This is a genomic window from Streptomyces niger (assembly GCF_000718305.1).
Classification (GTDB): Bacteria; Actinomycetota; Actinomycetes; order Streptomycetales; family Streptomycetaceae; genus Streptomyces; species Streptomyces niger.
Genome location: NZ_JOFQ01000008.1, coordinates 269,983 through 284,493, shown reverse-complemented (window position 1 = coordinate 284,493; position 14,511 = coordinate 269,983). Strand labels below are relative to the sequence as shown.

The following is a 14,511-nucleotide window of genomic DNA, read 5'->3' as shown; positions in this document are numbered from 1 at the left end:
CGCCGACATGTCACCGTCAAGCCGATACGCCACACATCGCTCGAACATGCCGGCCCCGTCATCGGGCCGACATGGTCAGGAAGCTGAGGAGAGAGCTGTGAGCACCGAGAACGAGGGCGCCGCCGTCCCGCCGGAGGCGGAGCCGCAGGCACCCGCCGGGGCCCAGGGGTCGGCCGCGCCCGCGTCCGGCGCGCAGGCTCCGACGACCTCCGAACCCGCGCCGCCCCGCCCGTCCTTCGCCCCCTCAGTGGGCGCCACGAGCGGCTCGCAGCAGCCCCCGACCGCCGCCGAGCCTCAGACAGGCCACACCCCCGCGGCCCCCGAGGCGCAGCCGATGCCCGCCCCCGGGACACAGCCTTCCGCGCCCCCCGAGGCGCAGCCGATGTCCACCCCCGAGGCGCAGCCGATGTCCACCCCCGAGGCACAGCGATCGCCCGCCCCTGAGACGCAGCAGATGGCCGCCCCTGAGGCGCAGCGTCCCGCGGCCTCTCAGGGAGCCCCGGGAGTTCCGGGAGTTCCGGGAGCACAGGGGACACAGGGAGCACAGGGGGTACAGGGAGCCGCCGGTCCCGATCACCCGGGATCGCACAGCCCCTCCTCCGACTCCGGATGGTCGCAGGACCCGCAGCACACCGCGGCCTTCTCCGCCGTCCCGCCCCACGGCGGCAACCCGCAGGGCGGAGCTCCGTACGGCGGCGGCGCTCCCCACGGTGGCGGTGCCGGCGGCTGGGGTGGCCCACCACCGCCCCCGTACGGCGGCGGCTGGGGAGCCCCTCCCGGCCCGCCCGCCGACAAGCCGCGGCGCCGCGGCGGCCTGATCGCCGCCGTACTGGTCGCCGCGCTGGTGGCAGGTGGCGTCGGCGGCGGCATCGGTTACTGGGCCGCGGGCCAGAACGACACGTCCTCCACGACCGTCTCCGCCTCGGGTGATCCTCAGGCCCTGAACCGCAAGCCGACCTCGGTCTCCGGGATCGCCCAGCGCGCGCTGCCCAGCGTCGTGACCATAGAGGCGCAGGGCGCGGGTGGCGAGGGCGGCACGGGTACCGGCTTCGTGTACGACAAGCAGGGCCACATCCTCACCAACAACCACGTCGTGGCGAGCGCGGCGGACGGCGGCAAGCTGACCGTGACGTTCTCCAACGGCAAGAAGTACGACGCCGAGGTCGTGGGCCGGGCTCAGGGTTACGACGTCGCCGTCATAAAGCTCAAGAACGCCTCCGACGCCAAGCTCACCCCGCTCCCGCTGGGCAAGTCGGCGAACGTGGCCGTCGGCGACGCGACCATCGCCATCGGTGCCCCGTACGGCCTGTCCGGCACGGTCACCACCGGCATCATCAGCGCCAAGGACCGCCCGGTCGCGTCCAGCGACGGCGGCGGCACGAACGCCTCGTACATGTCCGCGCTGCAGACGGACGCGTCGATAAACCCCGGCAACTCCGGCGGGCCGCTCATGGACGCCTCCGGCAACGTGATCGGCATCAACTCCGCGATCCAGTCGGCGGGCGGCGGCGGCAACGACCCGTTCGGCGGCGGCGGTCAGTCCCAGTCCGGCAGCATCGGCCTGGGCTTCGCCATCCCGATCGACCAGGCCAAGCGGGTCGCCGACGACCTGATCCGTACCGGCAAGCCGGTCTACCCGCAGATCGGCGTGCAGGTCGGCATGCGGGAGACCAGCGACGGCGCGACGATCGCCCGGCGCGGCAACGACGGTACGGACGCCGTCACCCGGAACGGCCCGGCCGACAAGGCCGGCCTCAAGCCCGGCGACAAGATCACCAAGCTGGACGACACGTCCATCGACAGCGGCCCGACCCTGATCAGCGAGATCTGGCAGCACCGCCCCGGCGACAAGGTCACCCTCACCTACGAACGCAACGGCAAGGAGCACACCGCCGAAGTAACCCTCGGCCAACGAGTAGGCGACAGCTGACACCCCCGCCTCCCGCGGGCCCGCCTCCCGCGGGCCCGTCCCCGGCCCCCGAGGGCCGGGGGCAGGGAGCCGGGAGCCGGGAGCCGGTAACAGGAATCCGGGATCCGGGTTCCGGCCCACCCGCTGTTTCCGTGCGCCGTCTGTGCGCCGTCCGTGCGCTGACCCGCTCTGACAGCGCACGGAAACAGCGGACGCGCTACCCTGATCCCCGCGTCACCGTCGGCCACCCGCCGACCGGTGCCGCAGGGAGGCTTGCCCGAGCGGCCTAAGGGAACAGTCTTGAAAACTGTCGTGGCGGCAACGTCACCGTGGGTTCAAATCCCACAGCCTCCGCCACAGGCCACAAAACACCAGGCCACAAGGGGTGCCCGCATCGACCGGGCACCCCTTACACGTTGAGCCTGTCTCACCCAGACTCGCCGGTATCCCACCCACGACCAGCCCGTGCGGCCAGGCCGCGGCCAAGGATTCGAGCGCCGTCCTGGTTCCATGTCGGCCTGTGCCTTGCCGTCGCCCCGATCACTGCAGCCTTGCGAGGCGTGTACTGAGCAACAACTCCCTCTATCGCGGCGGGGCGCGGCCCTGCTCACCGCGCGCGGCGCGGTTTACAGCCGGGGCGCCGCTCGCTTCCTGCCCTGCTCTCGTTTGGCGCTGCGCCTTCTGTGCGCACGGAAGGCGCAAGCACTCTTCCTGCTGAGGCGTGCCAGCCTGGCTGTGGATGGGGCGATCGGCTCCGTGGCTTCAGGCAGCCACTTCGGAGGGTTCCTCTGGATCCTCCTAGCGGACGCCGTAACTCCTCCTGCGCGAGTGACACTTAGCCAGTTCAATACGGTTATGACGCTAGCTAGTCCTTGGTACGACAATGCCTCCTTGTGGTCAGGAGTTAGCGCGATCGCCGCCGTGGTGATGATTGGGATCGGCGCATGGGCAACGCTGCGTGCTACTAATCCGCGACGGCGGCTGTCTTACGAGGTGCACTCCCTCACTCCTGTCGTCCCGGCAACTGGGCCGCTACGCGAACACGTATCCGTATCTGCAGGCGGGATCATTCTCACAGACCCACATGTTTTCAGTGTCGAGTTGGCGAACACTGGGTGGCGAGACATTCCAAGCAGTGCGTTTGATCGCGGCATACCAATTCGACTCGATCTCGGGGCTCAAGTGATTTCTGTCCTGGAGACTGTGATGCAACCTCCTCACGCTCTAACCCCAGTCGTTGCAGTAGACGGGCAGTCCCTGTTGCTCGGTCCTAGCTTGATCGCGAAGAAGCAGAGTGTGAAGATCTCCGCTCTCGTGAATGGAGTCGATCCTGCACTCTCCATCCGGACGGGATTGACAGATGTGAAGGTGGAGTCGGCTGAGGTATTACACAGTCGAGAGCGCCGGGCCGAGAACTGGGCGCCGGTAATAGCGCCCATCGCCCTCCTGGGAATCATTCAGCTTCTGCCCGCTGAGCACTGGCCCACCTGGACCGGTATTCCTCTAGTGATTGGAATCTTAACCCTCGCTCATTTTGCCGGACGTGCGGCGGCCAGGCTTATCAGGCTTTTCTAAGTACACGGGTGACTGCTCTCAATCCGAGGTGGCGCGAGTTGAGTAGCGCTGATGTCAGCCTCAGTTGAGACAAGCACATTGCACCGTCACCTGGCAGCCGTCTGAACCCGAACGGGCCCACCAAGCCGGCCGCTATCCCGACGACGGACGGCATGAATGCGAACGGCCAACACGGGAGATACGCGCCGTTGGCGGATACCTAGTGCCGATCTGACTTCTCGGCTGACATTCACGCTGCAGGCTGGGGGCGTTCACCAGCACCCCTGCCCGGCCGTCACTCCAGTCGACGGCAATGGTCGGAACCGGATCGGGTCGAGCTTGTAAAGCGGGTCTCGGCGGTGCCTGTGGACCAGGTGTGGGCCAAGCTGAGGGCCGCCCAGAGGTGCCTAATCGTTTTTGGCAGGTCAATGGCCGTGAGGGTCCCTCAAGCAGCCTTCTCTTGAAACTGTCGTGAGGTAACCCCTCGCCCTGGGGTCAAATCCCACAGCCTCCGCCGCAGGCTACATAGCAGCAGCTCAGAAGGGGTGTCCGAAGGGATCGGGCACTCCTGTCGTGTGTCGTGTCGGGGTGGCGGGGCCGGGGTTTGGTCGGGGTGTTGGGGGCGGCGGTGTTGGTGTGGGGGCGTGGGGGTGGGTGGGGGTGCACCACTGGGTGTGGGCCAATGCGGACGTTTGAGGGGGTGGGCTCACGCTTGCGGGGGAATCGGTGGGCTTAGCCGATTCGGGCTACGCCGCTTGGGCAGTTCTGGGGTCGCGACGTCGCAACGCAAAGAGCCCGGGGGGGTCGGCCAACCACCCAAGGATTGCCCGTTCCAAGTGGTTCCGCAGGAGGAAAACCATGGCAAGCATCCGTACCGCTCGCACCATCGCCGCCGTTGCCGCTCTGCCGCTCGCGGCGGCCCTGTTCGCCGGGGTCGCCTACGCCGACAACGGTTCGTTCGCGTCGAGCGGGTCGGGGGCGGTGTCGTCGAGCCAGGAAGGCACCGGTGTCGGGAACGACAACAACGGCAACTCCACCAGCACCCAGCAGGTCGCCAATGGCGACGGGGCGTCCAACCAGGACAACACCGCGAGCGTGAACGGGGCCGGCTTCACACACATCGATCAGTCCAATGCCACGGTGAGCTTCACCAACCTGTGGTGAGCACTCCGATGACCCCTCGGGTGCCCTGGCGGGCGGCCTGAGGTGGCGGGCGGCCGGTCCTGGGGAGAGCCGGCCGCCCGCGTCGTAGGTACCTTGACAGCGAGCGGCTTCTGACGGACAGTCAGAAACCGCTCGTTCGTGTGTGCCGTTGCCGTTGCCATTGCCGTCCGGGCGGTGGCCGTCCGTTGTCCGTCCGTCTTTGATGGAGGCCGTCGACGTGCACCTTGCTCCTACGCCGCGGCAGCGGCAGCTACGGACGCAGCTGCGGGAGTACTTCCGCGCGCTGCTTCCGGACGGCGCGGTCGAGGACCCGCAGGAACAGCGGGCGGTACTCAAGCGGATCGGCGCCGATGGATTGCTCGGACTCGGCTGGCCGGAGGAGTACGGGGGCCAGGGGCGCGGCGCCGACGAACAGTTCGTCTTCTTCGACGAGGCGTACCGGGCCGGTGCGCCGGTCTCGATGGTCACGCTGAACACCGTCGGGCCGACGTTGATGAAGTACGGCAGCGCGGAGCAGAAGGCGTTCTTCCTGCCGCGCATCCTGAGCGGGGAGATCGTCTTCGCTATCGGGTACAGCGAGCCGGAGGCCGGTACGGATCTGGCCGCACTACGCACCCGTGCGGTCAGGGGCGGCACCGCGGGGGACATCTGGGTCGTGGACGGCGGGAAGGTTTTCACCAGTAACGCCCAGCACGCCGACTGGATCTGGCTGGCCTGCCGTACGGATCCGGCGGCGCCCAAGCACCGGGGGATATCGATCCTGCTGGTGCCGACGGACGCGCCGGGGTTCTCGTGGACGCCGATCCGGACGGTGGGCGGGCTGGTGACGACGGCCACGTACTACGACGGCGTGCGGGTGCCGGCCGGGAGTCTGGTGGGCGAGGAGAACGGCGGCTGGGGACTGATCACGAACCAGCTCAACCATGAGCGGGTGGCGCTGGCCGCCATCGGCATGCAGGCCGAGGACTGTTACGAGGCGGCGCTCGCGTACGCGCGTACGCCGGACCCGGACACCGGTGAGCGGCCGGCCGACCACCCCTGGGTGCGGACCCGGCTCGCCGAGGCGTACGCCCGGCTCGCGGCGACGCGGCTGCTGAACTGGCGGCTGGTCGGCGATGTCGGCGCGGGGACGCTGAGCCCTGGGGACGCGAGCGGCGTGAAGTTCGCCGGTACCGAGAGCGCGGTGGAGGTCTACCGGCTGTGCCAGGAGGCGGTCGGCGAAGCGGGGCTCGTACGGGCCGGTTCGCCGGGGGCTTTCGGGGTCGGGACGGCGGCGGAGGGCGAGTTGGAGCGGATGAACCGGGCCGCGCAGATCAACACCTTCGGCGGCGGGGTCAGTGAGGTACAGCGGGAGATCGTGGCGACGATGCGGCTGGGGATGCGGAGGGGGCGCCGGTGAGCGGGTCGGCCGAAGAGACGGTGAGCGGGCGGAGGGGGCGCCGGTGAGCGGGTCGGCCGAAGACACGGTGAGTGGGCGGAGGGGGCGCCGGTGAGCGGGTCGACCGACACAGCGAGCGGGTGGAGGGGACGTCGGTGAGCGGGGTGACCGAAGACATGGTGAGCGGGGTGACCGAAGACATGGTGAGCGGGGTGGCCGGCGGGGCGATCAAAGACACGGCGAGCGGGGCGGCCGGCAGTACCGGCGGTGCGGCGTGTGGGGAGGCGGGGCTCGATGCGCGGTTGAAGGCATTTGTGGGGCGGACCGCCGCGACGGCGGGGGTCGGCAAGGATCCGGTCAACCTGCCGATGATCCGGCACTGGTGCGAGGCGGTTGGCGACACCAACCCCGCCTACACCGGGGACGCGGCCATCGCCCCGCCCACCATGCTTCAGGCATGGACCATGGGCGGGTACTCCGGGCACACGGGCAGGTTCGGGGCGCACGACGAGCTGTTCGCGCTGCTGGACGGTGCCGGGTACGCCGCCGTGGTCGCCACCGACTGCGAGCAGGAATACCTGCGGCCGCTGCGCCCCGGCGACGAGATCACCTTCGACTCGGTGATCGAGGACGTGTCGGACCGTAAGACGACGAAGCTGGGGGCCGGGTACTTCGTCACGACGCGGATGGACGTCCGGGCGGGGGACGAGCTCGCCGGTACGCATCGCTTCCGCATCTTGAAGTACGCGCCGGCGGCGCCGGCGGCGAGGAAGCCCGCGTCGAAAGGCTCGAACGAGTCCGGGGACTCGGAGGCTTCGAGGGGGGCTGTTCCGCGGCGTCCGCGGCCGGTGATCAATCGGGACAACGCCGGTTTCTGGGCCGGGGTGGAGGAGCGTCGGCTGCTGATCCAGCGGTGCGGGGGCTGCGGCCGGCTGCGTTTTCCCTGGCTGCCCGGGTGCAACGCCTGCGGCGGGCAGGAGTGGGACACCGTCGAAGCGAGCGGCGCCGGCACCGTCTTCTCGTACGTGGTGATGCACCATCCGCCGTTCCCCGCCTTCGACCCGCCGTATGCGGTCGCCGTGGTCGAACTGGCGGAGGGGGTGCGGATGGTGAGCGACGTGGTGGGCGTGGGGCACGACGAGGTCCGGGTCGGGATGCCTGTACAGCTGGAGTTCCAGCGGGTCGATGAGGAGCTTGTGCTGCCGGTGTTCCGGGCCACGGAGCCGGGGCCGCCGGATACGGGCCCGAGAGCCGAAGCCGGGCAGGCCCCCGGGGTGGCGGCGGGCTGACATGGACTTCACGCCCACGGAGGAGCAGCGGGCCGCCGCCGGGCTGGCCGCGGAGATCTTCGACGACCTGGCGACCCACGAGCGGATGAACGCGCTGGACGGTGCGACGGACACCGAGCTGTGGGCCGCGTTGTGCGCGGCTGGGTTGGTGGGCGCCGTCGTCGAGACCGGGCTGCTCGGGCTCGTCCTGCTGCTGGAGGAGCAGGGGCGGCGGACGGCGCAGGTGCCGCTGGCCGCGACCGCGGCGTACGGGCTGCTGCCGGTCGCGGCGCACGGGAGCGCGGCGCAGCGCGAACGGCTGCTGCCCGCGCTCGCGGCGGGTACGGCCGTCGCCACCGGGGCGTTCCCTGCGCGCGGCCGCGGTCGGGTCCGCGCCGACTCCGAGGGGCGGTTGCGCGGGGTGCTGCCGGTGGTGCCTTGGCTGCGCGATGCCACGCATGTGTTGGTGCCTGTGTATGAGCCGTCCGGGCCCGCGCCGTCCGGGCCCGCGCCGTCCGGGCCCGCGCCGTCCGGGCCCGCGCCGTCCGGGTCTGTACCGGCTGGGCCCGCACCGTCCGCGTCCGCGCATCCCGAATACGCACCACCCGGTTACCCGACGGAAGCCGGTCGGTGGCGGTTGTGGCTGGTCGAGACGGCGGGCCCGGGTGCCGTACGGGAGGCGGTGGAGACCACCGCGCCTTGGTCGGCCGGGCGGCTCACGCTGACGGACGCGCCGGGCGAGCCCCTCGGTGGACCGGCCCCGGTTCCGACCCCGGCCCCGGACGCGTACGGGGAGCCCCCCGGCCCGGGATTGTCCGCCTACGAGGACGTGCTCGGATGTGCGCGTACCGCGTTCGCGGGGCTGCAAGCTGGCGTGTGCGCCGGGTCGCTCGCGCGGGCGGTGGCGCACACCAACACCCGTGAACAGTTCGGTCGGCCGCTCTCGACCCACCAGGGCGTCATGTTGCGGGCCGCCGACGCGCACATGGACACCGAGGCGATCCGCGTCACCGCGTACGAAGCGGCCTGGCGGTGGGACGAGGGGCTGGAGGCGCGCCCGCACGCGCTGACCGCCGCGTGGTGGGCCGCCGAGGCGGGCCGGCGGGTCGTGCACGCGGGTCAGCATCTGCACGGCGGCACCGGCGCCGATCTCGACCACCCGGTGCACCGCCATTTCCTGTGGGGCCGGCAGCTGGCCGCCCAGCTCGGCGGCGGCGCCGAACTCCTCGATGAGCTGGGGCGGTTGCTCACGGATTCGAAAGCGGGGTGCTCATGAGCGAGCAGCACACGGATGAAGAAGAACGCACGGACGAAGAAAAACATGCGGACGACAAAAAACATGCGGACGACGAAGAACAGACGAATGACGAAGAACAGGCGGAAGGCAGGCCGCGCACAGGGCCTCGCGTATGTCCGGGAACCGAGCCTCCCGACATACACCCCGATATACGCCCCGATATACGTCCCGGTGTCGAGCTCCCGCCGCTCACCATTCCCGTCACCCGCACCCTCATCGTCGCCGGGGCCATCGCCTCGCGGGATTACCAGGACGTGCACCACGATGCCCAGGCGGCCAGGGAGAAGGGCTCGCCGGACATCTTCATGAACATCCTCACCACCAACGGGCTGGTCGGCCGGTACATCACCGATCACTTCGGGCCGCGCTGCGCGCTCCGGAAGGTGGCGATCCGGCTGGGTGTGCCCAACTACCCGGGCGACACGATGGTGTTGCGCGGCACGGTCGACGAGGTGTCGGACGGTACCGCCGTCGTACGGGTGACCGGCGAGAACGGGCTGGGGCACCACGTCACCGGCACGGTCACCGTCGCGTGGGACGGCGGGGCCACCGCGGTGGAGGGCGGGCCCACCGCGGTGGAGGGCGGGCCCACCGCGGTGGTCGGTGGGGCCGTCACGTTGGACGGCGGGGCCACCGCGTTGGACGGCGGGGCCACCGCATGAGCCTACGGAGCGCGGATCGGCTCGGTGGTCGGGCCGCGATCGTCGGGATCGGCGCCACGGAGTTCTCCAAGGACTCCGGGCGCAGCGAGCTGAAGCTGGCGGTCGAGGCGGTGCGGGCCGCGCTGGACGACGCCGGGCTGGCGCCGGCGGACGTGGACGGGCTGGTCACGTTCACGATGGACACCAGCCCGGAGATCACCGTCGCGCAGGCGGCGGGCATCGGTGACCTGTCGTTCTTCTCGCGCGTGCACTACGGGGGCGGCGCGGCGTGCGCCACGGTGCAGCAGGCCGCGATGGCGGTGGCGACGGGCGTTGCGGAGGTGGTGGTCTGCTACCGCGCGTTCAACGAGCGCTCCGGCCGCCGCTTCGGGGCGGGCGTACAGCAGCGCGAGCCGTCGGCGGAGGGCGCGGCGCTGGGCTGGAACCTGCCGTTCGGGCTGCTCACCCCGGCTTCCTGGGTGGCCATGGCGGCGCAGCGGTACCTGCACGCGTACGGGCTGACGCCGGAGGCGTTCGGGCACGTGGCGGTCGCCGGTCGGCGGCACGCGGCCCGCAACCCCGCGGCGTACTTCCACGGCAAGCCGATCACGCTCGCCGACCATGCCGCCTCGCGCTGGATCGTCGAGCCGCTGCGGCTGCTGGACTGCTGCCAGGAGACCGACGGCGGGCAGGCGATCGTGGTGACCTCCGCGGAGCGCGCCCGTGACCTGCGGTGTCCGCCCGCAGTGATCACCGCGGCGGCGCAGGGCGCGGGCCGGGCGCAGGAGCAGATGACGAGCTACTACCGGGACGACCTGACCGGGTTGCCGGAAATGGGGGTGGTGGCCCGGCAGTTGTGGCGGAGCAGCGGGCTGGCGCCGGGCGAGATCGACGTGGGGATCCTGTACGACCACTTCACTCCGTTCGTGCTGATGCAGCTGGAGGAGTTCGGGTTCTGCGCGCCGGGGGAGGCGGCCGGGTTCGTCGCGGCGGACGCGCTGCCCCTCAATACGCACGGCGGGCAGCTCGGCGAGGCGTACCTGCACGGCATGAACGGCATCGCGGAGGGGGTCCGGCAGGTCCGCGGCACGTCCGTGAACCAGGTGCCGGGCGCGTCCCGTGTCCTGGTCACGGCCGGTACGGGGGTGCCCACCTCGGGCCTGGTGCTCGGCGCGGTCGGGACCTGAGCGGGGCGGCGGGACAGCGAGACATTGGAACGCGGGCTGGACCTTAGCGGGACAGCGGGGCGGCGGGGCGGCGGGGCGGCGGGCGCGGCCTCGCACCGATTGGCGCAGCGGGGCGGTGGGACGGCGGGCGCGGCCTCGCACCGATTGGCGCAGCGGGGCGGTGGGACGGCGGGCGCGGCCTCGCACCGATTGGCGCAGGGCGCACGCCGGGCCCGGCATCCGGCTGAACCGGCGGTGCGGCGGGCGTGTCCGTCACGGAGTGTCGCTGCAGGCCCTTTTCACTCGCCGTATGAGATGGACAAAATCCGCAAAACATATCGCTTTGCTGGCTCTGGTACCGGCCGTCGGGCTGGTCGTCGCCCTCGCGGCACTGCTCCCGTCCTGGCTGGACCGGCCCTCGTCGTCCGGCGACGGCCGTCCGGTGGCGGCCCCCGGGCCCGGCCGGGCGGAGGCCGAGGCCGCTCCGGCCGCCGCCGACGATGCCGCCGCGTCCCGCCGCCGGCTGGCTCCGCCGGCCGCCGCCGAGGCTCCGGCGACCGGCCCGTACCTCTACAAGGGATTCGGGCTCGACACCTGTGAGGCTCCGGCGGTCAGTTCGCTGCGCGCCTGGAACAGCACGCGGTACCGGGCCATCGGCGTCTACTTCGCGGGCCACGGGCGCGCCTGCCCCAAGCAGCACAATCTCAGCCCCCAGTGGTTCCAGGGCGCGAAGGCGGCCGGCTGGCGGGTGCTGCCCGTCTATCTCGGCTCGCAGGCACCGTGCGTGAAGAACAAGCACAAGCGGCGCTACGCCCTCAAGGGCGATCCCGATCAGCAGGGCGTGATGGAGGCCAGGGTGGCGGTGCAGCGTGCCGAGTACTACGGGATCATGCCGCGCAGCCCGATCTACCTGGACGTCGAGGCGTACGGCCTGACCAACCAGTCCTGCAAGGACGTCACGCTGCGCTTCATCCGCTCCTGGAGCCGCGAGGTCAGCCGCTTCGGCTACATCGCGGGCTTCTACAGCAGCGCGAACTCCGGCGTGCGGCACCTGGCGTCGGCGCGCGCGAAGGGCCTCACCGACCTGCCGTCGGTCATGTGGTTCGCGCGCTGGCACGTCCCGCCGTCGGTGTACGGGGAGAAGTGGCTGCCGGAGAAGGCCTGGCACCCGAACCGCCGGATCCACCAGTACGCGGGCCACGTGCTGGAGACGCACGGCGGCCGCAAGCTGCGGATCGACCGCAACTGGGTGGACGCTCCGGTCGCGGTGATCCGGTGACCGTCCACGCCGACGGGGTGCGCCGGCGGGCAGAGCCCGGGCGCGCGGACCCTGACCGGGGCGCTGCCGCGCTCCGTCCTGAGGAGGTGGAGCCGGCCCCGTGCGTACAACCTGAGGCGGAGGCGGCTTCGGCACCTGGGACCGATCCCCGGCCGGGCCCGCGCTTCTAGCGTGGAAGACATGACCACGCCAGTGTGCAAGGGCGCTTCGACCGCCGCGGTGGCCCCGCCGTCGTCGCCGCTCCCGACGCCCTCGTCGCGCCCTTCCCGCCCGTCGTTCCCGTCCTTCGCGGCGTACGTACGGGACCGGGGGCCGGCGCTGCTGCGTGCCGCCCGCTCGCTCAGTGCCAACCCCAACGACGCGGAAGACCTTCTGCAGACCGCGCTGGCCAAGACCTTCGTGGCCTGGGAGCGGATCGAGGACCACCGGGCGCTGGACGGTTACGTGCGGCGGGCGCTGGTGAACACCCGTACCTCGCAGTGGCGCAAGCGGAAGATAGAGGAGTACGCCTGCGACGAGCTGCCCGAGCCGGTGCTCGTGCCGTCCTCCGACCCCGCGGAGTTGCAGGTGCTGCGGGACGCGATGTGGCGCGCGGTGCTCAGGCTGCCCGACCGCCAGCGCGCCATGGTCGTCCTGCGCTACTACGAGGACCTGAGCGAGGCGCAGACCGCCGAGGTGATGGACGTGTCCGTCGGCACGGTCAAGAGCGCCGTCTCCCGCGCGCTGGCCAAGCTGCGGGAGGACCCGGACCTGGCGCGCGCGGCCTGAAGTCGGCCCGGTTTCCGGGACGGTCCTCGGCTCGATCCTCAGGCTTGGTCCTCGGAACGGTCTGCGGCTCGGTCCTCGGGGCGGTCTGCGGGGCGGTCCTCGGGGCGGTCTGCGGGGCGGTTTTCGGCTCGGTCCTCGACCCGGTCCTCGGGGTGGTCCTCGACCCGGTGCTCGGGCGAGCCGGGCTCGGTCGGGCGGTCGATTTCGCACGTCAGGCGTACAGCACCGTGACGGGTGACACGCCTGTTTTTCCCGCGCGGTAGTGACATACCGCCCGGTACGGCAGCACAATCAGCGGAAATCTACTCGCCCGTAACCGGTTTTCGGGAGGCCCCGGTGCTGAGCACGATGCAGGACGTACCGCTGACAGTGACCCGCATCCTTGCCCACGGGACCACCGTGCACGGCAAGGCCGAGGTGATCACCTGGACCGGGGAGGGCGAGCCGCACCGCCAGACCTTCCGGGAGACCGGCCTGCGCGCGGCGCAGCTGGCCAACGCCCTCCACGACGAACTGGGCGTACGGGGTGACGCCCGCGTGGCGACCCTCATGTGGAACAACAGTGTCCACTTGGAGGCGTACCTCGCGATCCCCGCCATGGGCGCGGTCCTCCACACCCTGAACCTCCGCCTGCCCGCCGAGCAGCTGGCCTGGATCATCCAGCACGCCGCCGACCGGGTCGTGCTCGTCAACGGCTCGCTGCTGCCGCTGCTCGCCCCGCTCCTCCCGCAGCTGCCCATCCTGGAGCACATCGTCGTCGCGGGCCCGGGCGACCGCTCCGTCCTGGCGGGCACCACCGCGCAGGTCCACGACTACGAGGAGCTGCTGGCCGGCCGCCCGGAGACGTACGACTGGCCCGAGACCGACGAGCGGCAGGCCGCGGCGCTCTGCTACACCTCCGGCACCACCGGCGACCCCAAGGGCGTGGTCTACAGCCACCGCTCGCTCTACCTGCACTCGATGCACGTCAACACCGCCGAGGCGTTCGCCCTGACCGGCCGCGACATCGCGCTTCCGGTCGTCCCGATGTTCCACGTCAACGCCTGGGGCCTGCCGCACGCCGCCTTCATGGCGGGCACCTCGCTGCTGATGCCCGACCGTTTCCTCCAGCCGGGCCCGCTCGCCGAGATGATCGAGGCCGTACGGCCCACCATCGGCGCCGCCGTGCCCACCATCTGGCAGGGCCTCCTCGCCGAACTGGACACCAGAAAGGAAGCGGGCGCCATCGAGGGGGCGTCCAGCCTGGCCACGGTGATCATCGGCGGTTCGGCCTGCCCGCCCACCCTGATGAAGGCCTTCGAGGACCGGCACGGTATCCGCGTCGTGCACGCCTGGGGCATGACCGAGACCTCGCCGCTGGGCAGCGTCGCGCACCCGCCGGCCGGCGTGACCGGCGACGAGGAGTGGCGCTACCGCTGTACGCAGGGCCGCTTCCCGGCCTCCGTCGAGGCGCGGCTGGCCGGTCCCGGCGGCGAGTACCTGCCGTGGGACGGCGAGTCGGCCGGCGAACTGGAGGTCCGCGGGCCCTGGATCGCGGGCGCGTACTACGGGGGCGCGGACGGTGAACGCTTCCGTCCCGAGGACAAGTTCAGCCCGGACGGCTGGCTGCGCACCGGCGACGTCGGCACGATCACGCCGGACGGCTACCTCACGCTCACCGACCGTGCCAAGGACGTCATCAAGTCGGGCGGCGAGTGGATCTCCTCCGTCGAGCTGGAGAACCACCTGATGGCCCACCCGGACGTCGCCGAGGCGGCCGTGGTCGCCGTCCCGGACGACAAGTGGGGCGAGCGCCCGCTGGCCACGGTCGTCCTGAAGGAGGGCGCCACGACCGGCTACGAGGAGCTGAAGGACTTCCTCGCCGGCCGCATCGCCCGCTGGCAGGTCCCCGAGCGCTGGGCGGTCATCCCGGCCGTCCCGAAGACGAGCGTGGGGAAATCCGCTCCCGGGTGTACCGCGATCCGCTCCCGGGTGTACCGCGATCCGCTCCCGGGTGTACCGCGATCCGCTCCCGGGTGTACCGCGATCCGCCCGCGTCGGTTCGGCCGAGCTGTCCGCGTCGGTTCGTTACGATCCGTCCCCGTCGG

At 71.2% G+C, this 14,511-nt stretch carries 8 protein-coding genes, 1 tRNA gene and 2 pseudogenes; all 11 read left to right on the top strand.

Going from position 1 to position 14,511, the window contains the following annotated elements; all coding sequences use genetic code 11:
* The first annotated feature begins 382 nt into the window (after positions 1 to 382).
* Positions 383 to 1,930, top strand: a complete 1,548-nt coding sequence (locus IF20_RS17770) for a S1C family serine protease (protein WP_110944320.1) — start codon at positions 383 to 385, stop codon at positions 1,928 to 1,930.
* A gap of 246 nt (positions 1,931 to 2,176) precedes the next feature.
* Positions 2,177 to 2,266, top strand: a tRNA-Ser gene (locus tag IF20_RS17765).
* Between the two features lie 2,055 nt (positions 2,267 to 4,321).
* Positions 4,322 to 4,627 carry a hypothetical protein gene (locus IF20_RS17760; RefSeq protein WP_052866153.1) on the top strand — a complete coding sequence of 102 codons (306 nt, stop codon included), beginning with the start codon at positions 4,322 to 4,324 and terminating at the stop codon, positions 4,625 to 4,627.
* A 217-nt stretch (positions 4,628 to 4,844) separates the two neighbouring features.
* Complete coding sequence (locus tag IF20_RS17755; RefSeq protein WP_052866447.1) at positions 4,845 to 6,026, top strand: acyl-CoA dehydrogenase family protein; 1,182 nt, start codon at positions 4,845 to 4,847, stop codon at positions 6,024 to 6,026.
* Positions 6,027 to 6,160: 134 nt separating this feature from the next.
* Positions 6,161 to 7,294 carry a bifunctional MaoC family dehydratase N-terminal/OB-fold nucleic acid binding domain-containing protein gene (locus tag IF20_RS17750; RefSeq protein ID WP_234426705.1) on the top strand — a complete coding sequence of 378 codons (1,134 nt, stop codon included), beginning with the start codon at positions 6,161 to 6,163 and terminating at the stop codon, positions 7,292 to 7,294.
* A 1-nt stretch (position 7,295) separates the two neighbouring features.
* Complete coding sequence (locus IF20_RS17745) at positions 7,296 to 8,549, top strand: acyl-CoA dehydrogenase family protein (RefSeq protein ID WP_052866152.1); 1,254 nt, start codon at positions 7,296 to 7,298, stop codon at positions 8,547 to 8,549.
* Between the two features lie 182 nt (positions 8,550 to 8,731).
* Positions 8,732 to 9,118: pseudogene (locus IF20_RS17740) on the top strand (MaoC family dehydratase); the annotation flags it as partial.
* A gap of 110 nt (positions 9,119 to 9,228) precedes the next feature.
* Entirely contained in the window at positions 9,229 to 10,398 is a 1,170-nt protein-coding gene (locus IF20_RS17735; RefSeq protein WP_052866151.1) for a lipid-transfer protein, read from the top strand.
* A 322-nt stretch (positions 10,399 to 10,720) separates the two neighbouring features.
* Positions 10,721 to 11,656: a glycoside hydrolase domain-containing protein gene (locus tag IF20_RS17730; RefSeq protein WP_234426704.1), complete on the top strand. Its 936-nt coding sequence runs from the start codon at positions 10,721 to 10,723 to the stop codon at positions 11,654 to 11,656.
* Positions 11,657 to 11,836: 180 nt separating this feature from the next.
* Positions 11,837 to 12,424, top strand: a complete 588-nt coding sequence (locus tag IF20_RS17725; RefSeq protein ID WP_052866150.1) for a SigE family RNA polymerase sigma factor — start codon at positions 11,837 to 11,839, stop codon at positions 12,422 to 12,424.
* Positions 12,425 to 12,760: 336 nt separating this feature from the next.
* A pseudogene (locus tag IF20_RS37860) lies at positions 12,761 to 14,362 on the top strand (long-chain fatty acid--CoA ligase); the annotation flags it as partial.
* Positions 14,363 to 14,511: the final 149 nt, after the last annotated feature.

Coding starts and splice junctions, on each gene's coding strand:
- IF20_RS17770 (WP_110944320.1), top strand. CDS start 383: ATGTCCACCCCCGAGGCGCAGCCGATGTCCACCCCCGAGGCACAGCGA.
- IF20_RS17760 (WP_052866153.1), top strand. CDS start 4,322: ATGGCAAGCATCCGTACCGCTCGCACCATCGCCGCCGTTGCCGCTCTG.
- IF20_RS17745 (WP_052866152.1), top strand. CDS start 7,296: ATGGACTTCACGCCCACGGAGGAGCAGCGGGCCGCCGCCGGGCTGGCC.
- IF20_RS17735 (WP_052866151.1), top strand. CDS start 9,229: ATGAGCCTACGGAGCGCGGATCGGCTCGGTGGTCGGGCCGCGATCGTC.
- IF20_RS17725 (WP_052866150.1), top strand. CDS start 11,837: ATGACCACGCCAGTGTGCAAGGGCGCTTCGACCGCCGCGGTGGCCCCG.